Here is a 26,999-nt window from a genome sequence, read left to right as displayed (position 1 = left end):
GGTTTACTACGAGCCGAGCACGGACGTGATCGCGTCAGAGGCTGCTTTCACGACGATGTCTGCCTCTTCGCTTGTGAGGCAGAGTGGTGGTGCGAAGCCGAGGATATCTCCTTGCGGCATGGCGCGGCCGATGACGCCGCGTTCGAGAAGGGCTGCCGCGACCTGCGGGCCGACCTTCTTTGCCGGGTCGAAAAAGATCCGGTCGTCCTTGTCCTCGACGAACTCGATCGCGGCCATCAATCCGTCGCCGCGCACCTCGCCCACATGCTTGTGGCCGCCAAGCGCTTTCGTCAGTTCGGAGCGGAAATAAGCACCCGTGCCGCTAGCATTCTCAACGAGCCCCAACTCATCGATCAGCTCGAGATTGGCAACGCCCGCGGCCGCGCAGATCGGATGGGCGGAATAGGTCCAGCCGTGGCCGATTGCGCCCAGCTCGTCGGAGCCTTGGACCAGCACCTGCCACACCTTGTCCGAGACGATCGTACCCGAAAGCGGCGCGTACGCCGAAGTGAGACCCTTGGCAATGGTGATGAGATCGGGCCGCATGCCGTAGTGGTCGGAGCCGAACATCGTGCCGAGCCGGCCGAAGCCGGTGACGACCTCGTCAGCGACGAGCAGGATGTCGTATTTTTCGAGCACGGCCTGGATCTTCTGCCAGTAGCCCTTCGGTGGCGGCACGATGCCGCCAGTGCCAAGGATCGGCTCTCCGATGAAGGCGGCGATCGTCTCCGGGCCTTCGGCCAGGATCATCTCTTCGAGTTTGTCGGCGCAATCCTGCGAGAACTGCTTTTCATCCATCGAGCGGTCCGGGCGGCGGAAGAAATAGGGCGCTTCGGTGTGCAGGATCGGCGCACGCGGCAGGTCGAAAGCGTTGTGGAAGAGATGGAGGCCGGTCAGCGAACCGGTCATGACGCCGGAGCCGTGGTAGCCGCGCCAGCGCGAGATGATCTTCTTCTTCTCCGGCCGGCCGAGGATGTTGTTGTAGTACCAGATCAGCTTGATGTTGGTCTCGTTGGCATCCGAGCCAGAGAGACCGAAATAGACGCGGCTCATGCCCTCAGGCGCACGGTCGATGATCATCTTGGCAAGCGTGATCGAGGCTTCCGTGCCGTGGCCGACATAGGCGTGATAATAGGCGAGGTTCTTGGCCTGCGCGGCAATCGCATCGGCGATCTTTTGACGGCCGTAGCCGACGTTGACGCAATAGAGGCCGGCAAAGGCGTCGAGGCTCGTCCTGCCGTTCGTGTCGGTGATATAGACCCCTTCACCGCCGCCGATAACACGGGTCGGCGTCTCGCCGCGGGCATGCATGCCCATATGCGTGGATGGGTGGAAGAAGTGATCGCGGTCCCAGGCCGTGAGTTCGTTGCTTCTGTCGAGCATGGTCTTTCCTTTCGCGTATGGATGTGGCGCCCGGGCTCAGGCGGCCGTGTCGATGCAGAGATATTTGAGTTCGGTGAAGGCCTCGATGCCGTGGCGCGAGCCTTCGCGGCCGAGACCCGACTGTTTCCAGCCGCCGAAGGGGACTGGCGCGCCGGTGATCTTCACGCGATTGATCGCGACCATTCCGTATTCGAGCGCTCGGCCAAGGCGAAACTGGCGTGCGCCGTTCTCGGTCACGACATAGGCGACGAGGCCGTAGTCGGTGTCGTTGGCGCGGGCGATCACTTCGTCCTCGCTGTCGAAGGCGGTGATGGCGGCAACCGGGCCAAAGGTCTCTTCACGCATGATCAGCGCATCGTCGGGTACATCAGTCAAAAGCGTCGGCTCGTAGAAGAGCGTGCCTGTCCGGTGGCGCTTGCCGCCGGTCAGGAGTTTTGCGCCGCGCTTCACCGCATCGGCGACCTGTTCTTCGACCTTCGCGATGGCGCGCTCGTGCATCAGCGGGCCGATCTCGACACCCGGCTCAAGGCCTGAAGCAACCTTCAGCGCTTCGACGCGCGCCTTGAAGGCCGCCGTGAAGTCCGCGAGTGCGGAACGCTCGACATAGATGCGGTTCGCCGCAAGGCAGTCCTGACCGGACGTCGCGAATTTTGCGGCGATTGCCATGTCGACGGCCTTCCCGATGTCGGTATCGGCAAAGACGATCAACGGCGCATGGCCGCCGAGTTCCATGATCAGCCGCTTCATGGTCGATGCACACTGGCTCGCAATCAGCTTGCCGATTTCCGTCGACCCGGTGAAGCTCATGGCGCGAATGCGCGGATCGGCATTCATGCGCCTGACGATCGTGGCGGCGTCTCCCGTCACCACGTTGAAGACACCGGCTGGAATGCCGGCTCGTTCGCCGAGTTCGGCAAGGGCGAGTGCTGAAAGCGGTGTTTCGCTGGAGGGATGGGCAACGACGGTGCAGCCGGCAGCAAGTGCGGCCGCCGCTTTCCGGGTGATCATGGCGGAGGGAAAATTCCATGGCGTCACGATGCCGACCACGCCGAGGGCCTCGCGGCGGATGATCATCTCGGCTCCGGGAAGGTGGCTGGTGACGCCTTCGGCGTTAAGCCGTTTTCCTTCTTCGGCATACCACTCGATGAACGACGCCGCGTAGTCGATCTCGCCGCGGGATTCGGCAAGCGGCTTGCCCTGTTCCAGCGTCATCAAGAGCGCAAGGTCCTCGCGGGCTTCCAGCATCAGGGCATGCCATCTGCGAAGGATCTGGGCGCGCTGTTGCGGCAGCATGCTGCGCCAGGCGCCAAGCGCATCGGCGGCGGCCGAGATGGCCTCTCCGGTCTGCTCGGCATCGAGGGCCGCGACCCAGGCGAGTGTTGCCGAGGAGGCAGGATCGGTAACCTTGAAGCTCGCGCCTTCACGACCGGCGATCCAGCGGCCCCCGACATAGGAAAGCTCCCGTAAGAGGTGCGGGTCGGCAAGGCGGCTGAGGGCGTCGTGAAAGGTTGTGCGGGCAAATACGGCGGTCATGGCGGCCTCCTCTTGTTGTGTAAAGGAAGTCTGCCAGAGCAACGGCGACAGATTGTCTATAGCCAGGGTGGTCGGCAGAGACTTGAGCCAAAGACAGGTGCGGTCGTAGACAATCTCTCTATTCAGAGGCGGGAAGCAGCGTCTCGAGCGGCAGTACGGTCTCCTCCTTCACCGTCTTGGTGACGATGTAGGTGAAGTAACGGTCGATGCCGAGTTCGCGGTCGAGCAGGCTGTCGACGAGGCGCTGATAGGCGTCGATGTCGGGCGCCATGATCTTCAGGATGTAATCGACGCCGCCGCCGACCGACCAGCAAGCGACGATCTCAGGCGTTGCCGCGACTGCCCGCTCGAATCGTTCGAAATCCGCCTGCCGATGGTTGGCGAGCGTCACCTCCATCATCACGCTGGCGACCGGTGCGACGCGCCGCACGGCGACGCGGGCATGATAGCCCGTCACGATGCCCGCCTTTTCCAGCTTTCGCAGGCGCAGCCAGCAAGGGGTTGGTGAAAGGCCCGCCTTTTCCGCCAGTGCCAGCTTGGTAATTCGCCCGTTCTGCTGAATCGCTTCGAGGATGCGCAGGTCAATGGCGTCGAGTTTCATTCCGGCGCCCTCCGGGCGAAGATCACGTCAAAGTGGAGAAAAAGACAATGGGAAGGCATTTTGGCGTTGTCAATTGAACTGATTTTGCGCACTGTTAAAATCATGACAAATTGGCGACCCGACATATCCCAATTGCGCCGGCCGGCCTATCTCTCCCTTGCCGAGCAGATCGCCCGCGCCATCCAGGAAGGCCATTTGCCGAACGGGACGCGCCTTCCGCCGCATCGAAAGCTTGCCGACGACCTGAAGCTTTCCGTGCAAACCGTCAGTCGCGCCTATGACGAGCTTATTCGGCGCGGGCTCATTTCCGGCGAGATCGGGCGCGGTTCCTTCGTTCAGACAAGGCCGAAGGAACCCGAGCCGCCCTATTTGCCCGAGCGGCTCGGCGAGCTGGTCGATCTCTCGATCCTTAAGCCCGTCTGCGAGCAGCTCCACCTGGAGCGCATGCGGGGGGCCTTCGGGTGGCTGGCGGAAAACCTGCCCTCGAGTTCGGCGCTCTCCTTCCGGCCGAACATGGTCTTCCCGCGCCATCGCAATGTCGCGGCCGACTGGCTGGCGCGCTGCGGCCTCGATATTTCACCGCTCAACATCAGCCTCACGAACGGTGCCACCTCGGGCATGACGGTCGCGCTGATGAGCGTTGCGCCGCCCGGTTCCACCGTTGCGACGGAGGCGATCAGCCATCACACGCTCGTTCCGCTGTCCACCTATCTCGGCCTCCACCTCGAAGGTTTGCCGATCGACCGCGAAGGGATGGTTCCTGAGGCGCTTGACGAGGCCTGCCGCAAGGGTGTCATCCGTGCCGTATTTCTCCAGCCTTCGGTGATCAATCCGACCGCGGCGCTGATGAGTGCCGAGCGTCGGCAGGCGCTCGCGGAGGTCGCGCGGCGCCACGATATCGCGATCATCGAGAACGACATTCTGGGGCCCTTGGTGGAGGGGCGGGCACCGCCGATCGCGGCTTATGCGCCGGAGCGCACTCTCTACGTCACGAGCTTCACTAAGATCACGGTGCCGGGCCTGCGCATCGGCTATCTTGCTGCGCCGGACCGCTACGTCGCGGCCGTCGCCAACCGACACCTCGTCTCCAACTGGATGGCGACGCCCTCGATCGCGGAGATTGCGACGCTGTGGGTCAGCGACGGCACGGCAATGGAGCTCGTCAACTGGCAACGGCGGGCGCTCGCCGTTCGCCATGCCATTGCGGAGGAGGCCCTTGCGGGCCTGCCTCACTGTTCCCACCCGCAGAGCCTGCATGTCTGGTTGCCGCTGCCGGAAGGGCATACGGAAGAAGGTTTCGTTTCTCAGGCACGTCTGCGCGGCGTTGCGATCGCGCCTGGCTCTTCTTTCCGCACCGCGGACCAGGGCTGGCATCCGGCGGTGCGCATTTCGCTCGGCTCGACGACCGAGCAGGAACTGCGTACTGGCCTCGGCATTCTCGCCTCTTTGGCCAGCGGAAACCCGGAGGCGCTGCTGCTCGCGATCTGAGGAAGATGCCTGCCAATTGGGCAGTACAACAATAATTGTACTGATATTATTATTCGGATTGACATGATTTCGATTGCCGCGCATCGTTGCTCCATCACTTGTCTCAACAGGGAGAGACATGCATGGTCGCGCCGATCATCCGCATCGACAACATCACCAAGCGCTACGGTCCCTTGACCGTACTCGACGGTCTGTCGATGGAGGTGCTGCCAGGCGAAAAGCTGGCGCTCATCGGCCCTTCCGGCTCCGGCAAGACGACGATCCTGCGCATTCTCATGACGCTGGAGGCGATCAGCGGCGGCCATATCGAGGTCGATGGCGACCAGCTCTATCACATACCGAAGAATGGCAGCCTCGCGCCCGCCGACGACCGCCATCTTCACAGGATGCGCGAGAAGATTGGCATGGTCTTCCAGCACTTCAATCTCTTCCCGCACAAATGCGTTCTCGACAATGTCACGTTGGCTCCGATGTTGACGAAAGGCGTGGCAAGGGCGGCCGCCGAGAAACGGGCGATGGAACTTCTCGACATGGTGGGCATGGCCGACAAGGCGAAGAGCATGCCCGCGCAACTCTCCGGCGGACAGAAGCAGCGCGTTGCCATTGCCCGTGCGCTCGCGCTCTCGCCAAAGATCATGCTGTTCGACGAGGTCACCTCCGCGCTCGACCCGGAACTGGTCGAAGAAGTGCTGAACGTCATGCGCAAGCTCGCCGTCGAGACCGACATGACCATGCTGCTCGTCACGCATGAGATGGGCTTCGCCCATGATTTTGCCGACCGCATCCTCTTCTTTGATCGCGGCAAGATCGTCGAGGAAGGCAAGCCGGACGAGATTTTCCGCAATCCCAAGCAGGAGCGCACGCAGACCTTCCTGCGCAAGATCATCGCGGCAGGGCACCGCGTCTGAGTGGTTTCGTCACCCGGAAACAATGCTCCAAACAACAACAGGGACAGCGAGAGGAGTTCGGAACAATGAGCATGCGGACCTTTTTGACCATGACCGCCGGCGCGGGCGTCCTGACGGCGATTGTCGCCGCGGCGCCCGCTTCGGCCGACGACAGCAAGCTTGAGGAACTGCGGGAACAGGGGTTCGCCCGTGTCGCGATCGCGAACGAACCGCCCTTCACGGCGGTCGCCGCCGACGGCAAGGTTTCAGGTGCTGCACCTGATGTGGCGCGTGAGGTCTTCAAGCACCTCGGCGTCAACGACATCGTTGCCTCGATCTCGGAATATGGCGCGATGATCCCGGGTCTTCAGGCCGGCCGGCACGATGTCATCACCGCCGGCCTCTTCATGAAGCCGGAACGTTGCGCCGCCGTCGCCTATTCCGAGCCGATCCTCTGTGACGCCGAGGCCTTCGCGCTGAAGAAGGGCAACCCGCTCAAGCTCAAGAGCTACAAGGATATCGCCGACAATCCGGATGCCAAGATCGGGGCGCCCGGTGGCGGTACGGAAGAGAAGCTCGCGCTTGAAGCTGGCGTGCCGCGCGAACGCGTCATTGTCGTGCCGGATGGCCAGAGCGGACTGAAGATGCTGCAGGATGGCCGTATCGACGTCTATTCGCTGCCGGTGCTTTCGATCAACGATCTCGTCGCCAAGGCGAACGATCCCGGTGTCGAAGTCGTGGCGCCGGTCGAAGGCGCGCCGGTTTATTGCGACGGCGCGGCCTTCAAGAAGGGTGACGAAGCGCTGCGCGACGCCTTCGACGTGGAACTCGCCAAGCTCAAGAAGTCGGGCGAGTTCGCCAAGATCATCGAACCCTATGGCTTCTCGGCTGCGGCCGCGATGTCAACGACACGCGAGAAGCTCTGCGCCGCCAAGTAAGCGCCGCAGCAATCCGACCTCTCCCCAGTTCGGGGAGAGGCAGCCATCTCCTTGCTATATGGAAGAACGATGACCGATTGGCCCGGTTACATAGGACTGATCCTGCAGGGTGCGCTCGTGACGCTTGAGCTCACCGTGCTCGGCTCCGTGCTCGCTCTCGTCATGGCGTTCGTCGCCGGCCTCGGGCGCGTCAGCCGCTTCCTGGCGGTTCGCGCGCTCGCTACCACCTATATCGAATTTTTCCGCGGTACTTCGATCTTCGTCCAGCTTTTCTGGGTCTATTTCGTCCTGCCTTTCGCCGGAGTCACGCTGTCGCCGCTTCAAGCGGGTGTCCTGGCGCTGGGGCTGAATGTCGGTGCCTATGGGGCCGAAGTCGTACGCGGCGCCGTCAAGGCGATCGGCCGTGAGCAGCGCGAAGCCTGCATTGCCCTCAATCTCTCGCGTTATCAGTCGATGCGTTACGTCATTCTTCCGCAGGCCCTGCCGCTGATGCTTCCGACCTTCTGCAACAATGCGATCGAACTTTTGAAGGGCACGGCCGTCGTCTCGCTGATTTCGCTGACCGACATGACCTTCCAGGCGCAGGTGGTGCGCGCCCAGACCGGCAGCACGCTCGTTCCTTTCGCAACGATCCTCGTGCTCTACTTCCTGATGGCGCTTGCCATCTCCTACGGCATGCGCTGGCTGGAACGCCGGGTTACACGCGGCCTCGATGGCGTGAGGACCTGACGATGGAATGGGACTGGAACTTCGTCTGGGAAATCATGCCGACCCTTATCGAGGGCCTGAAGATCACCATTCTGGCCACCGTGTTCGGTGCGGCGCTCGCCGCCGCCATCGGCCTCGTCTTTGCCATCCTGCGCATGACTGCGCCAAAGCCGATCGCCCGCGCCACGGCTTTCGTCGTGGAGTTCATTCGCGGCACGCCGCTGCTCGTGCAGCTTTATTTCATCTTCTATGTGCTGCCTGACATCGGCATTCGGCTGCCGGCATTGCTCGCCGGCATCATCGGGCTCGGGCTGCACTACGGCACCTATGCGGCGGAGGTCTACCGCGCCGGCATCGAGAACGTGCCGCGCGGTCAATGGGAAGCGGCGAAGGCGACGAACCTCACGGGACGCCAGACCTGGATCCACGTCATCCTGCCGCAGGCGATCCCGCCAATGATCCCGGCGCTCGCCAACTATCTCATCGCCATGTTCAAGGAGACGCCGTTGCTCTCGGCCATCACCGTGCTCGAACTGATGAATCAGGCGAAAAGCGTCGCCAACAGCAGCTATCGCTATATCGAGCCGATGACGCTGGTCGGTGTGTTTTTCCTGATTATGAGCCTGATCTCCGTCGTCTTCCTGCGCTGGCTGGAGGACCGTTACGCCCGGGTGGAGGAACACTGATGCAGACGCTCGACCTTAAGCTCGCCGCGCGAGCGCCGAAATTGGACGATCGCCCGCTCGACAAACGCGTCGGCCTGATCGCCCTTGCGACCGACCACACGACGGAAGTGGACTTCCAGCGGATGGTGGCGAACGAGCGGATCGGCGTCTACGCGACCCGCATCCCCTACGCCAACCCGGTGACGCCGGCAAACCTCCGCGCCATGCAGCCCTCGCTGACATCGGCGGCTGCGTTGATCCTGCCGGACGAACCTCTCGACGTCGTCATGTATTCCTGCACCTCCGCCTCCGTCGTCATAGGCGACGCGGAGGTGCGGGCGGCCATCCGGGCCGCCAAGCCCACCGCCGCCGTCGTCACGCCGACGGCTGCTGCTGCCTCGGGCCTCAGGGCCTTCGGCGCGAAGCGGATTGCGGTGCTGACGCCCTACACGATCGAAACCAGCAAGCCGATGGCCGATTACTTCCTGGCACTCGGCTTCGACCTCGCCCGCTTCACCTGCCTTGGCCTCACCGACGATCGGGAGATGGCACGCATTTCCCCGGAGGAAATCGTTGCCTTCGCGAAGGAAGCGACTGCGCCCGATAGCGACGCACTCTTCATCTCCTGCACGGCGGTTCGCGCGGCGGGGGTGGCAGCCGAAATCGAGGCTGCGATCGGCAAGCCGGTCGTCACCAGCAACCTTGCCACCGCCTGGGCCTGCCTGCGCCTTTGCGGCGACGAGACGGTGCGACCGGAGCGCGGCCGCCTGATGACGCTTGCCTATTCGGACCGGTGACCCATGTCGAACCTTCCCGTGACATTGGCGGATATCGAACAGGCGACCCGGCGTATCAAGGGCCGGGTTCTGCATACGCCCTTCGTGCCTTCCTCTTCGCTTTCCGAACGCTGTGGCGTGCCTGTCGGCCTCAAGCTCGAACACCATCAGACGACGGGTAGTTTCAAGCTGCGCGGCGCGACGAACGCGGTGCTTTCGCTGACGCCGGAAGAGCGGGCGAGGGGCGTCGTCGCCGCTTCGACAGGCAATCACGGCCGGGCGCTTGCCCATGCCGCCAAGTCGGAAGGCGCGGTCGCGACGATCTGCATGTCGCGGCTCGTGCCTGACAACAAGGTTTCGGAAATCCGCCGGCTTGGCGCGAATGTCCGCATCGTCGGCAAATCGCAGGACGAGGCGCAGGTCGAGGTCGACCGGCTGGTGGCCGAAGACGGCCTCGTCATGGTGCCGCCCTTCGACGATCGAGCCGTCGTGGCGGGGCAGGGCACGCTCGGCCTGGAGATCGTTGAGGCAATGCCGGATGTGGCAACGGTTCTTGTGCCGCTTTCCGGCGGTGGGCTTGCGGCCGGTGTTGCTGCGGCGGTGAAAGGGCGTTTGCCGAAAACCCGCGTCATCGGTCTCACCATGGAGCGCGGCGCGGCGATGAAGGCCAGCCTCGATGCCAGGCGGCCGGTGCAGGTCGAGGAAGTGGCAAGCCTTGCCGATTCGCTGGGCGGCGGCATCGGCCTTGACAATGCCGTGACCTTTAAGATGTGCCGCGCTCTGCTGGAAGGGGTGATCCTGCTTTCGGAAGACGAGATCGCGGCCGGCATGCGGCATGCCTATGCCGAGGAGCGCGAGGTGATCGAGGGGGCCGGGGCCGTCGGCATCGCGGCGCTGCTTTCCGACCGGCTCGGCCGACTGGACGGGCCGGTGGCGGTGATCCTCTCCGGTCGCAATGTGGACATGGACCTGCACCGGCGGGTCATCAATGGGAGTGCCGATGCGTTGCAGGAGACAGCGGCATGACGACGATGAAAATTCTCACCGAGGCGGAACTCCGGCGCATCGTCCCGCTCGATCTTGAAGCCATTGCCTGTGTGGAGGAAGCGTTCCACGCGCTCGCCACCAAGGCAGTCGCCATGCCGCCGATCCTCAGGCTCGACATGCCCGAAGCGCGCGGCGAAGTGGATGTGAAGACCGCCTATGTGCCGGGCCTCGACGGTTTTGCCATCAAGATCAGCCCCGGCTTCTTCGACAATCCGAAGATCGGCCTGCCGAGCACCAACGGCCTGATGGTGCTGCTTTCGACGAAGACCGGCCTGGTACAGGCCGTGCTGCTCGACAATGGCTATCTGACGGATGTGCGCACCGCGGCCGCCGGCGCGGTCGCGGCTCGGCATCTCGCGCGCCCGGATGCCGCGGTTGCTGCCATCTTCGGCGCCGGCATGCAGGCCAGGCTTCAGCTCGAAGCCTTACGGCTGGTGCGGCCGATCCGCGAAGCCCGCATCTGGGCGAGGGACGCAGCAAAGGCCGAAGCCGCGGCAACGGAGCTGGCGAGGAGCCTCGGTTTTCCCGTTCGCACAGTAGTCGATGGCAGGGCAGCGGTCGATGGCGCCGACATCGTCGTTACCACGACCCCTTCGGAAACACCGGTGCTCAAGGCCGAATGGCTCCAGCCTGGCCAGCATGTCACGGCCATGGGTTCGGATGCTGAGCACAAAAATGAGATCGAGCCCGCCGTGATTGCCGGCGCCGGCCTCTATGTCGCCGATAGCCTCAAGCAGACGCGCAAGCTCGGCGAACTGCATCATGCCATAGAGGCGGGCCTTGTGAAGGACAGCGCGATCTTCCCCGAACTCGGCGAGATCATCGCCGGGCGTAAGCCGGGCCGCAGCGGCCCCGATGAGATCACCGTGGCGGACCTTACCGGCACGGGCATTCAGGATACGGCCATCGCAACACTTGCTGCCGCCCGCGCGGCAACGGCGGGCGCCGGCACGATCTTCGAGAGTTGAGACCGGCTTTTCGCCGGGTATAGAGGAAAAACCGATGAAACAAGCGAACCTGAAGTTCTCACTTCCGGAGTATGAAGCGCGTCTTCAAAAAACGCGCATTGCCATGGAAGCCAAGGGTATCGACGTCTTGATCGTCAGCGATCCGTCGAACATGAACTGGCTGACCGGCTATGACGGCTGGTCCTTCTACGTGCACCAATGCGTCGTCGTTCCGCCGACGGGCGAACCGATCTGGTACGGCCGCGGGCAGGATGCCAACGGCGCCAAATTCACCGCCTATCTGAAACACGAGAACATCATCGGTTATCCGGACCACTACGTGCAGTCCACCGAGCGCCATCCGATGGACTATCTCTCGGCCAAACTCGCCGAGCGTGGCCTCGACAAGCTGACGATCGGCGTGGAGATGGACAATTACTGGTTTTCCGCCGCCGCCTTCGCCTCGCTCACGAAACACCTGCCGAATGCCCGCTTCGTCGACGCGACCGCGCTTGTCAACTGGCAGCGCGCGGTCAAGAGCGAGGCGGAAATCCGCTACATGCGCAATGCCGCGAAGATCGTCGAGAAAATGCATGAGCGCATCTTCGACAAGATCGAGGTCGGCATGCGCAAGTGCGACCTCGTCGCGGAAATCTACGATGCCGGGACGCGTGGCGTGGACGGCATCGGCGGCGACTATCCGGCGATCGTGCCGCTCTTGCCCTCGGGCGTAGAGGCCTCCGCGCCGCACCTGACCTGGGATGATCGACCGATGAAATCCGGCGAGGGCACCTTCTTCGAGATCGCCGGCTGCTACCACCGTTACCATGTGCCGCTCTCACGCACCGTCTTCCTCGGCAAGCCGACACAAGCTTTCCTCGACGCCGAAAAGGCAACGCTCGAAGGCATGGAAGCGGGCCTCGAGAAGGCGCGGCCCGGCAATACCTGCGAGGATATCGCCAACGCCTTCTTCGCCGTGCTCAAGAAATACGGCATCGTGAAGGATAACCGCACGGGCTACGGTATCGGCGTTTCCTATCCGCCGGACTGGGGCGAGCGCACGATGAGCCTGCGTCCCGGCGACCGGAGCGAACTGAAGCCGGGCATGACCTTCCACTTCATGACGGGGCTCTGGCTCGAGGACATGGGTTTCGAGACGACGGAAAGCATCTTGATTACCGGGACCGGCGTCGAGTGCCTCGCCAATGTGCCGCGCAAGCTTCTCGTGAAGGATTGAGCCATGCGGGACCTCATATTTCGTCCTTCGCCGATCAGCTCCACGGTCGATTTTGTGGCCGAAGGCGTACAGCACGGTTTTCTGCGTCTGCCGTACAGTCGCGACGATTCCGCTTGGGGCTCGGTGATGATTCCGGTCACGGTCGTCAAGAATGGGGAGGGCCCATCGGCCCTTCTCACCGGCGGCAACCATGGCGACGAATATGAGGGGCCGATCGCGCTTTTCGATCTCGCCCGCACATTGAAGGCCGAGGACGTGACAGGCCGGGTCATCATCGTGCCGGCGATGAACTATCCGGCCTTTCTCGCCGGCACGCGCACCTCGCCGATCGACAAGGGCAATATGAACCGCAGCTTTCCGGGTGCGCCGGACGGCACAGTCACCCAGAAGATTGCCGACTATTTCCAGCGCACCCTGCTGCCGCTCGCCGACATCGTGCTCGACTTCCATTCGGGCGGCAAGACGCTCGATTTCCTGCCCTTCTGCGCCGCCCATATCCTGCCCGACAAGGCGCAAGAGGCAAAAGCCTTCGACCTCGTCAGCGCCTTCGGCGCCCCGTGGTCGATGAAGATGCTGGAGATCGACGCCGTCGGCATGTACGACACGGCAGCGGAGGAGATGGGCAAGATCTTCGTCACCACAGAGCTTGGCGGAGGGGGGACGGCCACGGCCAAAAGCGCTCGCATCGCCAAGACAGGCGTTTCGAACGTGTTGAGGGCGGCCGGTATCCTCAAGGGGGCTGTTGAAAGTGCAACGACCACCTGGCTCGACATGCCGGATGAAAACTGCTTTTCCTTCGCCGAGGACGCCGGCCTCATCGAACCGCTCTTCGATCTCGGCAATCAGGTGAAGAAGGGGGAGGTTGTCGCCCGTATCTATCCCATCGGCCGCACGGGCGTTCGACCACTGGACGTCGAGGCGAAGATGGATGGCATCCTCGCGGCCCGTCACTTCCCCGGGCTCGTCAAGGCCGGCGATTGCGTCAGCGTGCTTGCCGTCGAGACATGAGGACGGAAGCGCACCTACTGGTCCTTGCAGGTGCCGTCCATCGGCGGACCCGTCGACGGAAGCGGGTCCGCGTTAGCTGCCCTTGCGGGTGATGCCGGACGAGGGGTGCGCCTTCAGCCGTCAGTCGTGGATGGCCATCTGCAGTTCGGCCTGACGGCCGAGGGACGTCATCCAATCGCTGAACTCCGGGCGGCTCTTGATCTGGCGGCCGTAATGGCGGCCGAGTGCAGTGGTGAGCTCGCCCGCGCGCCCGAGCAGTTCATCGGCAAAGACGATCATCTGGGAGTTCGGCCAGGCCTGGGGGCGGATTGCGGCGAGGCGGGCAAAGAGCTTTTCACCGGACTCCTCCGGATTTGCCTGCGCCATCAGGGTCAGCATGGCTGCCGTCGAGCGTGATACGCCCATGTGGCAATGAACCAGCACATGGCTGGCGGCTTCCCGATCTTCACGCATCAGGAAATCTGTACCGAAGCGAAGGATGGCTTCCACATGGTCCGGGCGAGGCATCACCCGGTTTGGCGCCGCCTCAATGATATCGTGGAAGCGCAAGATCGTGCGGTAATGCTCACCGTAGGCGTCGAAAGCTTCCAGCTCCGGGAGTTCCGGGTCGACGATCGACAGAACATGGGTCACGTTTCGGCTGCTCTGACCCGGTAGTTCCTCGATACCGCAAACGGTCAGCATTGGAGAAAGGATCGTTTCCATGTCCATATCCTAGCATCGGTTTCATGAAGCGTCTGCCTCGCATTTGCGTGCGAGCAGGACAAAGAGCACGTCGAGCATCACAGACATCGGGGGCGTCGGCATGATGAGGGATGGGTCGGCGCGTGGCAGGCGTTGAGATTGATGTTTCCATCGGCGAGGGAGGCGACGACGAAGCCGCCAGGGAAGATGGAAACTATACGTGCGCCGGCCTTCTTGGCAATCTCGATGTTCGAAATGTACGAAAGCTACATCAGTTTTTCGCCACCTAGCCGGCTCGGCGAAAACCCACGTTCAAGGCGAATTACTCGCCTGCAACGATAAGGCCGGGCACTGCGGTCCAAAGTGCCTCGAAACCAGCCTTTTGCCGCGCTTTTGCGTCGGTGATGAGGTGGGCCATCTCGCGCGTCTCGCAGAAGACCGAACGGCTGACCACCCCGATCTTGGAGTGGTCGGCAAGGATGATCGTCCGGCCGGCGTTGCGGACCATCGCACGCGCAATCTCCGCGCCATGCAGGAAGTAGTTCATCGCGCCCATCGTGGCATCGACGCCCCAAGGGGCGAGCAGTGCGACATCCGCCCGATACCTTTGGATGTCGTTGATCGTCGCCTCGCCGTAGGTTTCCAACGGATCCTGCTTCACGTTGCCGGCAAGCAGGATGACGCGCGTGCCACGTGAAAGTTCGCCTGACCGCTCGGTCAGTTGGCTTGCGACGTCAATGGAATTGGTGAGGATGGTGAGATTGGTAAGCCCGGTCGGCCCGGCAAGCGCCTCGGCCATCGTCGAGCTTGTCGAGCCGGCATCCATGAAGACCGTCAGGCCGCTTTCGAGGAAGCTCAACGCCGCCGCGCAAATTGCCCGTTTCTCCTGGAGCCGCTGGGTTATGCGGACGCCAAAGGTCGTGTCCTCGCGCGCAACAGGTACAGCCCCGCCGCGCACCCTGCGCAACTCCCCGGCCAGTTCCATTTCCATGAAGTCACGGCGGATCGTTTCGCGCGACACGCCGAAATCCTCGACGATGCGATCGATCGACACCTGGCCGTAGGCCGCAAGCAGTGAACGGATTTTCTGTTGGCGCTCTTCTTGCCACATCGTCCCATCTCCCTTTGCGCAAGCTAGATACGCGATGCCTCGTATTGCCACAAGCGCCATGCAGGTTGTCGCACAAAAACACATAATGCCACTAAAAACACATATTGCCACAAACGCCGATCGCATGTAGGTAGGAGAAACAAAGGCCAGAAACGGCTGGAGAAAACCCTTCAATCGGTCGGAAGCATTGTCCGGCAACGAGCTCGCACATGCTGCGGGAGCGATGTCGGCTGCCAAGAACCGGGAAAGTGTCGATGCGAGAATGAGCAGCACCCCCCTCATAGAAGGCCAGTATGTGGCATTCGCTGCCGAATTGGCGGATGTCGCCCGTGCCGTGCTCAGGGAAAATGGCGCGGTTCGCTTCGATGCCTCGGTGAAGCCGGATCGCAGCCTGGTGACAGCGATGGACATGCTGATCGAGGATCGGCTTCGCAGCATGATTACCACGCGCTACCCCGCGCATGGCATAATCGGCGAGGAGCGGGAGTGGGTCCGCCCGGGCAGCGAGTACGTATGGGTGCTCGATCCGATCGACGGTACGACGGCCTTCATTGCCGGAATGCCCGTCTATGGCACCCTGATCGCGCTCGCCGTCGCCGGTATACCACGCATCGGCATCATCGATATTCCGGCGATCGATTCACGCTGGATCGGCGCCGACGGCCGGCAGACGACGCGCAACGGCGCGCCTGTCAGCGTGCGGAACTGTCCGTCGCTGGCCCAGGCAATCATGACGAACAGCAACCAGGACTATCTGGCTGCGCATGAGCGCCCTGCTCTCGACCGACTGCGTTCCGTCACCAGCGCCCGCGTCTACGGGGGGGCGAGCCTGAACTACGGTCTGCTCGCCGACGGGAGGACCGATCTTGCACTCGATGGTGGCCAGAAGGTTTTCGATTTTGCGCCATTCCGGCCGATTGTCGAGGGGGCGGGCGGCATCGTCACCGACTGGTTCGGCGAACCGCTGACACTCGAAAGCTCGGGGCAACTATTGGGGGCGGGTGACGCGCGCATTCACCGGCAGGCGCTCGAAATCATCGCAGATCTCAGACCCGCCGCAGACCTGTTGGCCGGCCCGCGGGACTGAGGCGACGCGATCATAAAAAAGAAGGGGAACCTATGGGTATAGCAATTTCCAACCTCTCGGTTCGGTATGGGGCTGAGACCGTCATATCCGGACTTTCCCTTGATATTCCGGAGGGCTGCTTCTTTACGCTGCTCGGCCCGTCCGGCTGCGGCAAGACCACGCTCTTGCGCACCATCGCGGGCTTTGCGCCGGCAAGCGGAGGCCAAATTCGTTTCGGTGGACGGAATGTCACCGAGCTGCCACCACACAAGCGGGCGATCGGGATGGTCTTCCAGGACTATGCGCTCTTCCCGGACAAAACCGTGGCCGAGAATGTCGCATACGGTCTGCGCGCTCGCGGCGAGAAGGGCGAAGGCGCGGCGCGCAAGGTCAAGGCTGCGCTTGATCGCGTCGGTCTCGGGCATGTTCTTTCCCGGCATCCCGCCGCTCTTTCTGGTGGTCAGCGCCAGCGCGTGGCGCTTGCCCGCGCGCTCGTCATCAAGCCTCAGGTGCTGTTGATGGACGAGCCGCTTTCCAACCTCGATGCCAAGCTCAGGGTCCAGATCCGCGAGACCATCATCGAATTGCAGCGAGAGGCCAACATCACCACGGTTTTCGTGACGCACGACCAGGAGGAAGCGTTGTCGATGTCCGACCTGATTGGCGTCATGAACAGAGGCAAGGTCGAACAGCTTGGTACGCCACACGAGATCTATGCGACACCGCGCACTGGCTATGTGGCGGATTTCGTTGGCGCGGCAAACCGGACCGAGGTGCCCGTCCGCGCTGCTGCCTCGGGACGCGTCGAGGTTGATGTCGCCGGCAGCCGGCTGCTCGCGACGGATTCGCTGAACGGCCCGGCCGAACGCGGCCTCCTCGTCTTGCGGCCCGAAGACCTCAAGATTTCGGCCACGGTCGTTTCTGGTCTGCAATCGCTTCCGGCCGTCGTGCGCGGCCGCCAATATCTCGGCTCCCGAACGAGCTACAGCGTCGAATGCGCCGGCGGCCTCGTCCTCAACGCGGAAATGCATGGTGCGGGGCACGATGCATTTCAACCGGGCGCCAGTGTGCACCTCGGCTTCGATCCGGCCGCCGCTCGGGTGATCCGGTCATGAACGCTTCTGCTCTTCGCTCTCCCTGGCCCTGGCTTTCCGCCCTTGCCCTCGGTCTTCTCGGGGTCTTCGTCCTTTACCCGCTGCTCTATGTCTTCACCGCGAGTTTTCTCGGCGAGGGGCGCTCCGGATGGCTCCAGCTCGTCGGGGACGGACACAGCCTCGCCGCTATCGGCAACACGCTTGTGCTCGCCTGCATCGTCACGCTGTTTTCGACACTGATCGGCGTGCCGCTCGCCTATGTCTCGGCGCGCTATCGTTTTCGTGGCAAGCTGCTGATCACGCTTCTGCCCCTGATTACCCTCGTCATTCCGGAGGTGGTAACGGCGCAGACCTGGTTGATGATCCTTGGCAACAACGGCGTCGTCACCCGTTTCCTGAAGGGCTACGGCATTCTTTTGCCGAGCTTTTACGGCTGGTTCGGTCTCATCACCTCGATGAGCTTCATCTACTACACCTATGTCTACATCGGCACGGTGGCGGCGATCGGCAAATTCGATGCGCAATTGGAAGAGGCCGCCCAGAGTCTCGGAACGGCGCCGCTTCGCTCCCGGCTCCATGTGATGCTGCCGGTTATCCGGCCAGCCATCCTGGCCTCGACGCTGCTCGTCTTCACCATGGTGGTCGGCAATTTCGCGATCTCGACGATCCTCGGCCACAACGTGCCACTGCTTTCGGTCGCGATCTACCAGGCGGCCGTGGCGGAGGGGGCGACGAACCTCACCATGCAAAGCACGCTTGCCAGCACCTCCGTGCTGATCGTCATGGCGGTACTTTTTTTGAACCGGCGAATTATCGCCAAAGGGCGCTTCGAAATCGTCCAAGGCCGAGGAGCCAAGCCACAACCGCTTCGGGGCATGCATGGTGTCCTCGTCAGTGCTTCGGGCGGCATCGTTGTCGCCGTTTCCCTCCTGCCGCTCGTCACGATCGCGGTTGGTGCCTTCACTGCCTCGCGCGGGCCGGTTCTGCGCTGGGGAGAGTGGACGCTCGACAACATGGCGCGCGTTTTCATCACCGCTCCTGGACCGCTGGTCAATTCGATCCTCTACGCCGGTGTCGCAACGCTCATCTCTGTCATGTTCAGCACGCTTGTCAGCTACCTCGTCGTCAAGAAGTCGAACCTGGTGACACCATTCATCGACTATGTTTCGGCAATACCGCTCGCGCTTTCAGGCACGGTTCTCGGTGTCGGGCTTCTTGCTTCCTTCAATGACGGTTTCCTGGCACTGACGGGTACGTCGACGATCATCGTTCTCGCCTACGTCATCCGCCGCATGCCCTTCGGGATGCGTAACGGCCAGGCGATCCTGCACAACATACCAAACTCGATTGAAGAGGCATCCATCAGCCTTGGCTCGCCACCGTTGCGCACCTTCCTGCGCGTCGTGCTGCCGATGATGCTGCCCGCTGTCGCCTCCGCCGCGATCCTGACATGGACGACGACCGTATCCGAGCTGTCGGCTTCGCTGCTGGTCTATTCCGGCGGCCGCGAGACCTTGCCGATCCAGATCTTTCGGCTGATCGACTCCGGATTGATGGCCTACGCCTCCGCCTATGGCCTTGTGCTGGTCGCCGTCATCCTGGTGCCGGTGGTCATCGCCACGACGATGTTCAAGGTCGACCTGTTTGCCTCCAAGTGAGGCCAAGCCAAAGCCGATCGCGCGAGGGACGCGTCGGGTGCCAACCAAGAGAGAGGAACTGTCATGACAGTAAGAATTGCAACGCCCATGTTTTTCGCTTGCCTGGCGGCAACGAGCGCCAGCGCGGCCGATCCGGTGATCTATACCACCAACCCCATGCCGGCCGTTGAGGCCGTACAGGCCGTCATCCAGGAGAAGGCGGGCACGCCGACCGGTGTCATTACCGGCGGCAGCGGCGTGCTGCTGCGCCGCGTCGAGGCGGAGAAGGCCGCGCCCCAGGGCGACGTCTTCTGGTCCTCTTCGGCCAATACGATGGGGGCGTTCAAAGGCGCGCTGGAACCCTATGCCTCACCGGAACTTGCGGCCATGCCAAAGGAACTGCGCGTTGCTGACGACTATTTCCAGCCGGCCAACGTCCATGTCGTGACGGTAATGGTCAACACTGACCAGTTGAACGGAACAGCGCCGCCTGCCGACTGGAAGGATCTCGCCGATCCGGTCTGGAAAGGACGGATCATTCTTCCCGATCCGGCTAATAGCTCGACCGGCTATACGATCGTCTGGGGTCTGTCGAAACTGCTCGACGAGGTGACTTACAAGGGCCTGGTCAGCAACGTCGTCGTCAGCAGTTCCTCGTCAGCCGTGCCGAAGGGCGTAGCCATGGGTGAATACGCAGCCGGGGTTACATTCGAGACCAACAGCTACAGTTATGTCGACGGTGGCCAGACGGAAATCAGTATCGTCTATCCGTCTTCCGGCACATTCACGACGCCGGAATATGCGGCGCTGATAAAAGGCGCGCCGGCCGGAGAAGTGGCCAAGAAGGCGATTGACGCGCTGCTTTCCAAGGAGGCGCAGATCGAATTGCTGAAGGTGGCGTTCCGTCGCCCGAGCCGAATGGACATCAAGGTTTCCGATTACGTCAAGCTGCCGGAACTCGCTTCGATCAAGGTCGTCAAGATTGACGAGGAAGAGGCGGCTCGCAACCGCGATGCGTTCCTCGCTGAGTGGGCGACCCTGCCGAAAGCCGGTTCGAGCAAATAGCAGCCTGCGCAAGGAGGCTGGCCGGTCCCTGCAAAGCTTGCGCCGGTTTCCTTGCCTGCGGGAGACGGCATGCGGACGTTCTCCCGTCCGCATGCCGTCCTGCAGTCAACCGGGGCGGCCGTCGACGAGCTACGGCCTCAGATTCGCGCGCTCCTCAATCGAAGGGCGTTGCCGATCACGCTGACGGACGAAAGCGCCATGGCGGCGGCTGCGATGATCGGCGACAGCAGAAGCCCGAAGGCAGGGTAGAGTATGCCCGCCGCAACGGGTACGCCGGCGGCGTTGTAGATGAAGGCGAAGAAGAGGTTCTGCCGGATGTTCGCCATCGTCGCGTGACTGAGCCGCCGCGCCCGGACGATGCCTTGCAGATCGCCTTTGAGCAGCGTCACGCCAGCACTTTCGATCGCCACATCGGTCCCGGTTCCCATGGCGATGCCGACGTCGGCGGCGGCAAGGGCAGGGGCGTCGTTGACGCCATCACCCGCCATGGCGACGATCCTGCCTTCCTTGCGCAGGCGAGCGACGATCTCGCTCTTGTGTTCCGGGAGCACTTCCGCCTCGACCTCCTTGATGCCGAGCTTGCGGGCGACCGCACTGGCGGTGGTCTTGTTGTCCCCTGTGAGCATCACCACGCGCACGCCGTCCTTGATCAGCGCTTCGACCGCTGCAGGTGTCGTCGACTTGATCGGATCGGAAATTGCAAACAGTCCGCCCAGGCGACCGTCAATGGCGGCGAAGATGACGGTTGCTCCTTCGCTGCGCAGGTCTTCTGCTTTCTGCGAGAGGGCGGAGACATCGACTTTTTCGTCGGACATGATCCGATGACTGCCGATGATCAGCCTGCGGCCATCGACGACGCCGGTCACGCCCTTGCCGACCGGACTGTCGAAGTCCTCGGCAGATCCGAGTTTCACATTGCGCTCGCTGGCGATGTCGACGATGGCGCTTGCCAAAGGATGCTCGCTCGCGCGCTCCAGCGTAGCGGCCAGCCGCAGCAATTCGTCCTCGGATACCCCGCTGACGGCGACGATTTCGGTAACCTTGGGTTTGCCCTCGGTCAGGGTGCCGGTCTTGTCGACCACCAGCGTATCGACCTTCTCGAAGCGCTCGAGCGCTTCGGCGTTTTTGATCAGCACACCGACGCCGGCACCCTTACCGACGCCGACCATGATCGACATCGGTGTTGCAAGGCCGAGAGCGCAGGGGCAGGCGATGATCAGCACCGCGACTGCCGCGACCAGCCCATGGGCGAAGCGCGGCTCCGGGCCGACCAGCATCGATATTGCGAAAGCGACAGCGGCGATCAGGATGACGACAGGCACGAACCAGCCGGAGACCTCGTCGGCGAGCCGCTGGATCGGGGCGCGAGAGCGTTGCGCCTCGGCGACCATGTGGACGATCCGAGACAGCATGGTATCCCTGCCGACCTTGCCAGCCTCCATGACGAAGCCGCCCGTCCGGTTCATCGTACCACCGATCAGTTTTGCCCCGACTTCCTTGGTGACGGGCATCGACTCCCCGGTGATCATCGATTCATCGACTGAACTGCGGCCTTCGACGAGGGTGCCGTCGACCGGGACTTTTTCGCCCGGACGCACCCGCAGATTATCGCCGACGGCGACGGCCTCGAGTTCCACATCCTCTTCGGTTCCATCGCTGCGGATGATGCGGGCGGTTTTCGGCGCCAGGTCGAGAAGCGCCCGGATCGCGCCGCCGGTCTGCTCGCGCGCCTGCAGTTCGAGCACTTGCCCGAGGAGCACCAGCACGGTGATGACGGCGGCCGCCTCGAAATAGATCGCAACGGCCCCTTCGCCGGATTGGAACGTAGTCGGAAACAGACCGGGAGCGACGGTTGCGACGACGCTGTAAATCCAAGCGACGCCCGTGCCCATCGCGATCAGCGTGAACATGTTGAGGTGCCGGGTGACGATCGATTGCCAGGCCCGTTCGAAAAAAGGAGCGCCCGCCCAAAGGACGACCGGGGTCGCCAGGATGAACTGCAGCCAGTTCGAAGTCTGGACACCGAGCAGCATATGCAGGTTTGTAAGGTGACCGCCCATTTCGAGCGCCAGCACAGGCAGCGTCAGGACCAACCCTATCCAGAACCGCCGGCGCATGTCGACAAGCTCTGGACTGGGCCCCGCGTCGGCGGTGACGACTTCGGGTTCGAGGGCCATGCCGCAGATCGGGCAGTTGCCAGGGCCGTTTTGCCGTATCTGCGGATGCATGGGGCATGTGTAGATCACCCCCTCTTGCTCCGAGCTTTGCTTGTCTGCGGCTTTGGCAGGTGCCGCCCTCTTTTCGGCATGATGATGGTCGTGACCTTCATGTCGGTGGTGATGCTTATGGTCGTCCATTGGAGCGTCTCCGTAAACGGTACTCGCCGATATCAAGGATAGGGCCCGGCGCCTCCCCGCCTTCCGGGCCGTCTCACCCTCGTTACGTGTAGGCGACGAAGGACATCATTCCCGATGCCATGTGATAGAGGTGATGGCAGTGGAGCGGCCAGCGGCCCGGATTGTTGGCGTCGAACACGACCTTCACGCTTCCCATCGGCGGCAGGAGAACGGTATCCCGCACGGCACCGCCGAGCACCTTTCCACCTATGTCGACGACCTGGAAGTGATGACCGTGGAGATGCATCGGGTGGGACATCATCGACATGTTGCGCATGGCGATCTCGATCCTTTCGCCTTCGCGGACGCCAAGGCCGTCGCCAACCTCGATCCGCCAGTCGTAGCCGCTCATGCTGCCCGTCAGGGTCAACTCGAACCGACGGTCTGCAGGACGAGCGGAAAGGGGCGCGACGGCCGCCAACCGCTCTTCGAGGTCGAGCCCGACCACCGGTCCTGGCTCCTTCCCACGCGATGCAATCTTGGCGATCTTTGCCCCTGACTGCGCCAGGATGATGCCTGTACGATGGTCACTTCCTTCCCGCAGCGCGAGGATGGGTTGGGCTTCTGCTGACTTCGGAAGCTCAAGCCGGATATCGAGCCGCTGGCCCATGGAAATCGGGAAACGGTTCCCGGAAACCGGCTGCACCGACTGGCCGTCGACCGCGATCAATTGTCCGGTCAGGGCGCCGGTGTCGACCGTGAAGGCGGTGGCCGTTGCGCCATTGATGATGCGCAGGCGGATCCGTCCTCCGTTTTCGACGGCGACGACTTCCGGATCATCGAGCGTACGGTCGTTCGCGAGGTAGGCGTCATACTCGATGTCGTTCAGATCCATGGCGGCCATGCCCGGCATCGCCATCCCGCCTCCCTGCATATTGGATGCCATGTTCTTCATCATCGCGCCGTGGTCCATCCCATGACCGGCTGACGATCCCTTCAGCTTGGCGAGCAGTTCCTCGGCAGGCGTGAAGGAGAAGTCGTGCAGCAGGATAACGACTTCCTGCTCGTCGCGCTGCCTGTCGTCGGCGGTTCGCACGATCAGAGGCGCGGCGAGCAGGTTCTGTTCCTGGAGCGTATGCGCATGCATCCAGTGCGTGCCGCCCGCACCGACCGGAAACGCGTAATGCCGGGTCTCCTTTGCCTTCAGGAGTGCTGCAGGATTGTCCGGTACACCGTCCATGTCCCATGGCGGGGCGAGCCCATGCCAATGGATGAGCGTCGCTTCGCCGCCTTGGTTTGAAAGCGCGACGTCGAACGGGCTGTCGGCGTCGAGCGTCAGTCCGACGGTGCCATCCGGTTGGAGAAGCCCGAAGACGTCGGCGGCTCTGCCGTTTACCTCGATGACGCGTTTTGTGATTGCAAGCGAGCGCGCGCCCGCGCCCGAAGATGTTGCCTTGCTGGCCTCAGCCCAGCTTCTGCTTGGGTGTAGGGCGGCAGCCGATGCGGCGACTGCGACGCCCGACATCAGCCCGCCCAGGAATTCACGGCGTTTCATGCTCATTGACCTCTTGTTCCATGCCGGGCAATGCCGGCGAAGGCCGCGCCAAGCGGGCGCGGCCGCGGAGGGCCACCGCCCAACGGCGGCTGGCCTGCTCATCCGGTGGGTCGAGGAGGGCCGATGGGCGGCCGGGAGATGATGCCGGCGATGGGCGGTTGGGGGGCGAGGTCCCGGTGCCCGCCCGACTTCAGGGTGATTGCACCGAAGGTAGGGGCCGGGAAAAGCGTGTTGCACAGGCTGCAGATGCGTTTGCAGCATGCTTTATGATCGCCTGTTTCGGTCTTGCCACGGAGATCGGCTTTCCCCTGTGAGGAAATGACATGTTCGCTGCCGGCAACGTGTGGCTCGCATGCGATGGGGGCTGCCTCGGCAATCGGCGCGACCAGAAACAGGATGGCGACCAAGGCGGCAAGCAATCCTCTTGCATGTTTCCGGACGGTCTGGCTGGCGGCGATCATGTTTTCGTCCGACACCTCATGCTGTATTCACCCACAATGCGCGATGCTCGCCGGCTTCGCCTTGACCTTGATCAAGAGGCGACAATGGCACGGCGCTCGATGAAAGGATGGCACCCGAATGTGTTTGAATGCGGTTAAATCGTCCGGCCTCATTCTTGCTGTGGTTGCGGTCTTGTCGGTCTCGGCTGCGACCGCACAGCCTGGCGATGACGTCGTTCGTGAGAGGCAGCGGGATATGAAGGCGGTGGCGGCTGCCGCCAAGAGCATCGACGCCGTCTTCAAAGGCACGTCCCCTTACGATGCGAAGGCGTTCAAATCGGCCGCCGAAACCATCAGGGCGTATTCGGGGAAACGCCTGTCGAAACTGTTCGAGGCGCCCGTCGTCGCCGAGGGCTCCAAGGCCAGCGCCAATATCGAGGCAGAGCGACCGACATTCGACAAGCTGGCGACCGAACTTGGCGCTTACGCCGAGGTGCTTTCAGTTGCGGCAGACCGCAATCCTGATGTTCTTGCGCCTGACATGCGGATGAAGGGTGTCGATGCGCGGATGGGCGGGCCACTCGCCAAGAGAAACTCGGCAATGCCCGACCCGATGTCCATGCCCGCCGAGCACGCTTTCCACCTGATGCTGCAGGTTTGCACGTCCTGCCACGCCAAGTTCCGCACGAAAGACAACTAGTCAACGGCAGCAGGCGGGCGTCGCAAAACCAGGATCATCCGACGTGGCTGCAGCAGGATTTCTTGAAGGAGGCCTGATAGCCGGCTTCTGCGATCGCGGCAACGAAGGCATCGGAGGGGATCTCCGAGTCGATCGATGCGGTCTTCGCATCGAGATCTACAGCGACCTTGGCGTTGGGGTCGACCGACTTGACTGCTTTCTCGACCGCTCCGGCGCAGTGCCCACAGGTCATGTCGGGGATGTTGAGATGGTGCATTTGGAAACTCCGTTCGATTTGACCGGTGTGAATGTGGGGCTTCCAACGGTGGCAAGGTCAAGAGCAAAGCCGCAAACAGTTTTCTCTTTCCTCCAGGAGATGAAACTGACACGATTCTCCCCACGCCAGGACAGTATGCCCACGGCCGCTTCCGACGAACTCAGAGAAGCTGGAGCGACGCTCCGCCTATCGCGCTGGCCACGACCACAATCCATGGCGGCGCTTTCCATACGACGAGCAGGATGAATGCCGTCAGGGCGAGCGCGAAGTCGTTGGGATTCGATACGGCGCTGGTCCAGACCGGACTGTAAAGTGCCGCTCCCAAAATGCCGACCACGGCCGCGTTCGCGCCGCGCATTGCAGCCTGAGCAAGGGGCCGTTTACGAAAACTGTCCCAGAAGGGCAGAGCGCCGACGAGCAGCAGAAACCCGGGCAGGAAAATCGCAACGAGGCAGATGCCCGCACCGAGGATGCTAATCGGTGCCGGTCCCATGACCGCACCGAGATAGGCGGCGAAGGTGAAGAGGGGACCCGGTACTGCCTGCGCCGCGCCATAACCGGCGAGGAAGGCATCATTCGAAACCCAACCGGGAGCGACCACTTCGGCCTGGAGCAACGGCAAGACCACGTGTCCGCCGCCAAAGACGAGAGAACCTGATCGATAGAAGGCGTCGAATAGCGCCCAACTATGGGAAACGGCTGCAACGATCGGCAGGACGCCAAGCAGAACGAAGAAGGCCGCGAGACAGATGATGCCGACGGGGCGCGTGACGCGGAACGTCAGATGTGTGGATCCCGCGACCGGGCCGTTGCGGCACAGCAGGAGCCCGGCGAGGCCGCCAAACGTGATCGCTGCGATTTGCCCGATCGCGCCCGCCGCAAACACGACGATCAATACGGCAGCAAGGGCGATACTGGCACGCTCGCGATCCGGAGTGAGGCTCTTCGCCATGCCCCACACAGCCTGCGCAACGACCGCTACGGCAACGATCTTCAGCCCGTGCAGCAGGCCCGTTCCGATCGGACCGTCGAAGGCCGTCGCCGCCATTGCGAATATGATCAGCAGGAGGGCAGACGGCAGCGTGAATGCGGCCCAGGCGGCGAGTGCGCCCAGCGGGCCACCGCGCAGGAGTCCCAGAGCAAAACCGACCTGGCTTGAGGCGGGACCGGGCAGAAACTGACAAAGCGCGACGAGATCGGCATAGCCGGCTTCATCGATCCACTTCCGGCGCACGACCAGTTCGTCTCGGAAGTAACCAAGATGAGCGATCGGTCCACCGAACGATGTCAGACCGAGTTTCAAAAATGCCGCGAAGACTTCAGCCGGAGTGCCTTGATGGGCCCCAGTTACCTGTTCCTGCATTGCTTTCGCCGATGACTTCACCAACAACTCCTGGGTCATCTCGTTGACCAATTCCGATGCCGCGAGCCAGGCGTCTTCATGGCATCACATCTCTGCCTCGATACCGGAACCGACAGCAGAGGCAATGGGTTAGGATATATTCCGCCAAATGATGGCGGTCGATTGAAGCCGAAACCGAAGGAGAGCCTCTGATGGCCAGTGAAAGCGATCGCGAGCTTCGTCATCATACGCAAAGGATGCAAATGCGCCTGCAGGACACCATGGATCATCTGCGCGAAGATATCGGGAAGGTCGACGAGCCGCAGTTGAAGGCTATGTTCGAAACGGCGGCCGAGGTCCTGGGTGGTCTCAAGAAGGCGTTCAGCGACTACGAACAGAAGAACGAGGCAGCATGGCGGTCCCGCTAGAACTCGACCGGTGCCACCAATGATACGCGCACGGTAGTGTCCGCCCAGCATCAAGTCCTCGATCCTT

The 26,999-nt window shown here is 62.6% G+C and carries 26 protein-coding genes; 16 read left to right on the top strand and 10 right to left on the bottom strand.

Annotated features, from left to right (window positions below):
* Positions 1 to 6: 6 nt before the first annotated feature.
* The 3 genes from BHMPCIPO_RS19615 to BHMPCIPO_RS19605 all read right to left on the bottom strand — a co-directional run bounded on the left by BHMPCIPO_RS19615 (position 7) and on the right by BHMPCIPO_RS19605 (position 3,517).
* A complete protein-coding gene (locus BHMPCIPO_RS19615; RefSeq protein ID WP_173518511.1) occupies positions 7 to 1,383 on the bottom strand; it encodes an aspartate aminotransferase family protein in 1,377 nt (458 codons plus the stop codon).
* A 36-nt stretch (positions 1,384 to 1,419) separates the two neighbouring features.
* Complete coding sequence (locus BHMPCIPO_RS19610) at positions 1,420 to 2,916, bottom strand: NAD-dependent succinate-semialdehyde dehydrogenase (RefSeq protein ID WP_173518510.1); 1,497 nt, start codon at positions 2,914 to 2,916, stop codon at positions 1,420 to 1,422.
* A 118-nt stretch (positions 2,917 to 3,034) separates the two neighbouring features.
* Positions 3,035 to 3,517 carry an Lrp/AsnC family transcriptional regulator gene (locus BHMPCIPO_RS19605; RefSeq protein WP_173518509.1) on the bottom strand — a complete coding sequence of 161 codons (483 nt, stop codon included), beginning with the start codon at positions 3,515 to 3,517 and terminating at the stop codon, positions 3,035 to 3,037.
* 102 nt (positions 3,518 to 3,619) lie between these two features.
* On the opposite strand from BHMPCIPO_RS19605, the gene ehuR reads away from it, so the two are divergent.
* From ehuR to doeB, 10 genes are all read left to right on the top strand, one after another.
* A complete protein-coding gene (ehuR, locus tag BHMPCIPO_RS19600; protein ID WP_173518508.1) occupies positions 3,620 to 5,005 on the top strand; it encodes a MocR-like ectoine utilization transcription factor EhuR in 1,386 nt (461 codons plus the stop codon).
* A gap of 122 nt (positions 5,006 to 5,127) precedes the next feature.
* Positions 5,128 to 5,913: an ectoine/hydroxyectoine ABC transporter ATP-binding protein EhuA gene (gene ehuA / locus BHMPCIPO_RS19595; protein WP_173518507.1), complete on the top strand. Its 786-nt coding sequence runs from the start codon at positions 5,128 to 5,130 to the stop codon at positions 5,911 to 5,913.
* Between the two features lie 71 nt (positions 5,914 to 5,984).
* Positions 5,985 to 6,830 carry an ectoine/hydroxyectoine ABC transporter substrate-binding protein EhuB gene (gene ehuB / locus BHMPCIPO_RS19590; RefSeq protein ID WP_376741711.1) on the top strand — a complete coding sequence of 282 codons (846 nt, stop codon included), beginning with the start codon at positions 5,985 to 5,987 and terminating at the stop codon, positions 6,828 to 6,830.
* 69 nt (positions 6,831 to 6,899) lie between these two features.
* Complete coding sequence (gene ehuC, locus BHMPCIPO_RS19585; RefSeq protein ID WP_173518505.1) at positions 6,900 to 7,559, top strand: ectoine/hydroxyectoine ABC transporter permease subunit EhuC; 660 nt, start codon at positions 6,900 to 6,902, stop codon at positions 7,557 to 7,559.
* A 2-nt stretch (positions 7,560 to 7,561) separates the two neighbouring features.
* On the top strand, positions 7,562 to 8,224 hold the full coding sequence (gene ehuD, locus BHMPCIPO_RS19580) for an ectoine/hydroxyectoine ABC transporter permease subunit EhuD (RefSeq protein WP_173518504.1): 663 nt from the start codon (positions 7,562 to 7,564) through the stop codon (positions 8,222 to 8,224).
* Complete coding sequence (eutA, locus tag BHMPCIPO_RS19575; RefSeq protein WP_173518503.1) at positions 8,224 to 9,000, top strand: ectoine utilization protein EutA; 777 nt, start codon at positions 8,224 to 8,226, stop codon at positions 8,998 to 9,000. Before ehuD ends, eutA begins: the two co-directional genes overlap by 1 nt.
* Positions 9,001 to 9,003: 3 nt before the next feature.
* The gene (gene eutB / locus BHMPCIPO_RS19570) at positions 9,004 to 10,005 is read left to right on the top strand and encodes a hydroxyectoine utilization dehydratase EutB (protein WP_173518502.1); all 1,002 of its coding nucleotides are present in this window, start codon (positions 9,004 to 9,006) and stop codon (positions 10,003 to 10,005) included.
* Positions 10,002 to 10,994 carry an ectoine utilization protein EutC gene (eutC, locus tag BHMPCIPO_RS19565; RefSeq protein ID WP_173518501.1) on the top strand — a complete coding sequence of 331 codons (993 nt, stop codon included), beginning with the start codon at positions 10,002 to 10,004 and terminating at the stop codon, positions 10,992 to 10,994. Before eutB ends, eutC begins: the two co-directional genes overlap by 4 nt.
* Positions 10,995 to 11,028: 34 nt before the next feature.
* On the top strand, positions 11,029 to 12,210 hold the full coding sequence (gene doeA / locus BHMPCIPO_RS19560; protein WP_173518500.1) for an ectoine hydrolase DoeA: 1,182 nt from the start codon (positions 11,029 to 11,031) through the stop codon (positions 12,208 to 12,210).
* 3 nt (positions 12,211 to 12,213) lie between these two features.
* The gene (doeB, locus tag BHMPCIPO_RS19555) at positions 12,214 to 13,218 is read left to right on the top strand and encodes a N(2)-acetyl-L-2,4-diaminobutanoate deacetylase DoeB (protein WP_173518499.1); all 1,005 of its coding nucleotides are present in this window, start codon (positions 12,214 to 12,216) and stop codon (positions 13,216 to 13,218) included.
* A 120-nt stretch (positions 13,219 to 13,338) separates the two neighbouring features.
* Here doeB and BHMPCIPO_RS19550 read toward each other — a convergent pair whose 3' ends face one another.
* Both BHMPCIPO_RS19550 and BHMPCIPO_RS19545 read right to left on the bottom strand, forming a co-directional pair.
* A complete protein-coding gene (locus BHMPCIPO_RS19550) occupies positions 13,339 to 13,923 on the bottom strand; it encodes a tyrosine phosphatase family protein (protein ID WP_173518498.1) in 585 nt (194 codons plus the stop codon).
* Positions 13,924 to 14,224: 301 nt separating this feature from the next.
* Positions 14,225 to 15,013 (bottom strand): DeoR/GlpR family DNA-binding transcription regulator, encoded by a 789-nt coding sequence (locus BHMPCIPO_RS19545; protein ID WP_173518497.1) that lies wholly within the window; start codon positions 15,011 to 15,013, stop codon positions 14,225 to 14,227.
* Positions 15,014 to 15,275: 262 nt separating this feature from the next.
* Between BHMPCIPO_RS19545 and BHMPCIPO_RS19540 the strand changes: the two genes are divergently transcribed.
* The 4 genes from BHMPCIPO_RS19540 to BHMPCIPO_RS19525 all read left to right on the top strand — a co-directional run bounded on the left by BHMPCIPO_RS19540 (position 15,276) and on the right by BHMPCIPO_RS19525 (position 19,875).
* Positions 15,276 to 16,100 carry an inositol monophosphatase family protein gene (locus tag BHMPCIPO_RS19540; protein ID WP_210266611.1) on the top strand — a complete coding sequence of 275 codons (825 nt, stop codon included), beginning with the start codon at positions 15,276 to 15,278 and terminating at the stop codon, positions 16,098 to 16,100.
* Positions 16,101 to 16,132: 32 nt separating this feature from the next.
* Complete coding sequence (locus tag BHMPCIPO_RS19535; protein ID WP_173518495.1) at positions 16,133 to 17,194, top strand: ABC transporter ATP-binding protein; 1,062 nt, start codon at positions 16,133 to 16,135, stop codon at positions 17,192 to 17,194.
* Positions 17,191 to 18,831, top strand: a complete 1,641-nt coding sequence (locus tag BHMPCIPO_RS19530; RefSeq protein ID WP_173518494.1) for an ABC transporter permease — start codon at positions 17,191 to 17,193, stop codon at positions 18,829 to 18,831. Before BHMPCIPO_RS19535 ends, BHMPCIPO_RS19530 begins: the two co-directional genes overlap by 4 nt.
* Positions 18,832 to 18,894: 63 nt before the next feature.
* Positions 18,895 to 19,875 carry an extracellular solute-binding protein gene (locus BHMPCIPO_RS19525; protein ID WP_173518493.1) on the top strand — a complete coding sequence of 327 codons (981 nt, stop codon included), beginning with the start codon at positions 18,895 to 18,897 and terminating at the stop codon, positions 19,873 to 19,875.
* A 137-nt stretch (positions 19,876 to 20,012) separates the two neighbouring features.
* On the opposite strand, the gene BHMPCIPO_RS19520 is transcribed toward BHMPCIPO_RS19525, so the two are convergent.
* From BHMPCIPO_RS19520 to BHMPCIPO_RS19510, 3 genes are all read right to left on the bottom strand, one after another.
* A complete protein-coding gene (locus BHMPCIPO_RS19520; RefSeq protein WP_173518492.1) occupies positions 20,013 to 22,232 on the bottom strand; it encodes a copper-transporting P-type ATPase in 2,220 nt (739 codons plus the stop codon).
* Positions 22,233 to 22,314: 82 nt separating this feature from the next.
* Positions 22,315 to 23,766, bottom strand: coding sequence for a multicopper oxidase family protein (locus tag BHMPCIPO_RS19515; RefSeq protein ID WP_173518491.1), 1,452 nt, complete (start codon positions 23,764 to 23,766; stop codon positions 22,315 to 22,317).
* A 98-nt stretch (positions 23,767 to 23,864) separates the two neighbouring features.
* The gene (locus BHMPCIPO_RS19510) at positions 23,865 to 24,227 is read right to left on the bottom strand and encodes a hypothetical protein (protein WP_173518490.1); all 363 of its coding nucleotides are present in this window, start codon (positions 24,225 to 24,227) and stop codon (positions 23,865 to 23,867) included.
* Positions 24,228 to 24,345: 118 nt separating this feature from the next.
* Here BHMPCIPO_RS19510 and BHMPCIPO_RS19505 point away from each other — a divergent pair, with 118 nt between their 5' ends.
* Positions 24,346 to 24,906 (top strand): c-type cytochrome, encoded by a 561-nt coding sequence (locus BHMPCIPO_RS19505; RefSeq protein ID WP_173518489.1) that lies wholly within the window; start codon positions 24,346 to 24,348, stop codon positions 24,904 to 24,906.
* Positions 24,907 to 24,940: 34 nt separating this feature from the next.
* Here the strand turns inward: BHMPCIPO_RS19505 and BHMPCIPO_RS19500 are convergent, their stop codons facing one another.
* On the bottom strand, positions 24,941 to 25,162 hold the full coding sequence (locus tag BHMPCIPO_RS19500; RefSeq protein ID WP_173518488.1) for a heavy-metal-associated domain-containing protein: 222 nt from the start codon (positions 25,160 to 25,162) through the stop codon (positions 24,941 to 24,943).
* Between the two features lie 160 nt (positions 25,163 to 25,322).
* Positions 25,323 to 26,525 carry a chromate efflux transporter gene (chrA, locus tag BHMPCIPO_RS19495; RefSeq protein ID WP_173520106.1) on the bottom strand — a complete coding sequence of 401 codons (1,203 nt, stop codon included), beginning with the start codon at positions 26,523 to 26,525 and terminating at the stop codon, positions 25,323 to 25,325.
* Between the two features lie 191 nt (positions 26,526 to 26,716).
* Here chrA and BHMPCIPO_RS19490 point away from each other — a divergent pair, with 191 nt between their 5' ends.
* A complete protein-coding gene (locus tag BHMPCIPO_RS19490) occupies positions 26,717 to 26,932 on the top strand; it encodes a hypothetical protein (RefSeq protein WP_173518487.1) in 216 nt (71 codons plus the stop codon).
* The last annotated feature ends 67 nt before the right edge of the window (positions 26,933 to 26,999 follow it).

It is taken from the genome of Ensifer sesbaniae (genome assembly GCF_013283665.1).
GTDB classification, from domain to species: Bacteria; Pseudomonadota; Alphaproteobacteria; order Rhizobiales; family Rhizobiaceae; genus Ensifer; species Ensifer sesbaniae.
The sequence above is the reverse complement of the archived record's forward strand: the minus strand, read 5'-3'. Positions and strand labels throughout refer to the sequence as shown.

Bases quoted from the DNA above. Each gene is read 5' to 3' on its own strand.
- BHMPCIPO_RS19615 (WP_173518511.1), bottom strand. From the start codon at position 1,383: ATGCTCGACAGAAGCAACGAACTCACGGCCTGGGACCGCGATCACTTC.
- BHMPCIPO_RS19610 (WP_173518510.1), bottom strand. From the start codon at position 2,916: ATGACCGCCGTATTTGCCCGCACAACCTTTCACGACGCCCTCAGCCGC.
- BHMPCIPO_RS19605 (WP_173518509.1), bottom strand. From the start codon at position 3,517: ATGAAACTCGACGCCATTGACCTGCGCATCCTCGAAGCGATTCAGCAG.
- ehuR (WP_173518508.1), top strand. From the start codon at position 3,620: ATGACAAATTGGCGACCCGACATATCCCAATTGCGCCGGCCGGCCTAT.
- ehuA (WP_173518507.1), top strand. From the start codon at position 5,128: ATGGTCGCGCCGATCATCCGCATCGACAACATCACCAAGCGCTACGGT.
- ehuB (WP_376741711.1), top strand. From the start codon at position 5,985: ATGCGGACCTTTTTGACCATGACCGCCGGCGCGGGCGTCCTGACGGCG.
- ehuC (WP_173518505.1), top strand. From the start codon at position 6,900: ATGACCGATTGGCCCGGTTACATAGGACTGATCCTGCAGGGTGCGCTC.
- ehuD (WP_173518504.1), top strand. From the start codon at position 7,562: ATGGAATGGGACTGGAACTTCGTCTGGGAAATCATGCCGACCCTTATC.
- eutA (WP_173518503.1), top strand. From the start codon at position 8,224: ATGCAGACGCTCGACCTTAAGCTCGCCGCGCGAGCGCCGAAATTGGAC.
- eutB (WP_173518502.1), top strand. From the start codon at position 9,004: ATGTCGAACCTTCCCGTGACATTGGCGGATATCGAACAGGCGACCCGG.
- eutC (WP_173518501.1), top strand. From the start codon at position 10,002: ATGACGACGATGAAAATTCTCACCGAGGCGGAACTCCGGCGCATCGTC.
- doeA (WP_173518500.1), top strand. From the start codon at position 11,029: ATGAAACAAGCGAACCTGAAGTTCTCACTTCCGGAGTATGAAGCGCGT.
- doeB (WP_173518499.1), top strand. From the start codon at position 12,214: ATGCGGGACCTCATATTTCGTCCTTCGCCGATCAGCTCCACGGTCGAT.
- BHMPCIPO_RS19550 (WP_173518498.1), bottom strand. From the start codon at position 13,923: ATGGAAACGATCCTTTCTCCAATGCTGACCGTTTGCGGTATCGAGGAA.
- BHMPCIPO_RS19545 (WP_173518497.1), bottom strand. From the start codon at position 15,013: ATGTGGCAAGAAGAGCGCCAACAGAAAATCCGTTCACTGCTTGCGGCC.
- BHMPCIPO_RS19540 (WP_210266611.1), top strand. From the start codon at position 15,276: ATGAGCAGCACCCCCCTCATAGAAGGCCAGTATGTGGCATTCGCTGCC.
- BHMPCIPO_RS19535 (WP_173518495.1), top strand. From the start codon at position 16,133: ATGGGTATAGCAATTTCCAACCTCTCGGTTCGGTATGGGGCTGAGACC.
- BHMPCIPO_RS19530 (WP_173518494.1), top strand. From the start codon at position 17,191: ATGAACGCTTCTGCTCTTCGCTCTCCCTGGCCCTGGCTTTCCGCCCTT.
- BHMPCIPO_RS19525 (WP_173518493.1), top strand. From the start codon at position 18,895: ATGACAGTAAGAATTGCAACGCCCATGTTTTTCGCTTGCCTGGCGGCA.
- BHMPCIPO_RS19520 (WP_173518492.1), bottom strand. From the start codon at position 22,232: ATGGACGACCATAAGCATCACCACCGACATGAAGGTCACGACCATCAT.
- BHMPCIPO_RS19515 (WP_173518491.1), bottom strand. From the start codon at position 23,766: ATGAAACGCCGTGAATTCCTGGGCGGGCTGATGTCGGGCGTCGCAGTC.
- BHMPCIPO_RS19510 (WP_173518490.1), bottom strand. From the start codon at position 24,227: ATGATCGCCGCCAGCCAGACCGTCCGGAAACATGCAAGAGGATTGCTT.
- BHMPCIPO_RS19505 (WP_173518489.1), top strand. From the start codon at position 24,346: ATGTGTTTGAATGCGGTTAAATCGTCCGGCCTCATTCTTGCTGTGGTT.
- BHMPCIPO_RS19500 (WP_173518488.1), bottom strand. From the start codon at position 25,162: ATGCACCATCTCAACATCCCCGACATGACCTGTGGGCACTGCGCCGGA.
- chrA (WP_173520106.1), bottom strand. From the start codon at position 26,525: ATGCAGGAACAGGTAACTGGGGCCCATCAAGGCACTCCGGCTGAAGTC.
- BHMPCIPO_RS19490 (WP_173518487.1), top strand. From the start codon at position 26,717: ATGGCCAGTGAAAGCGATCGCGAGCTTCGTCATCATACGCAAAGGATG.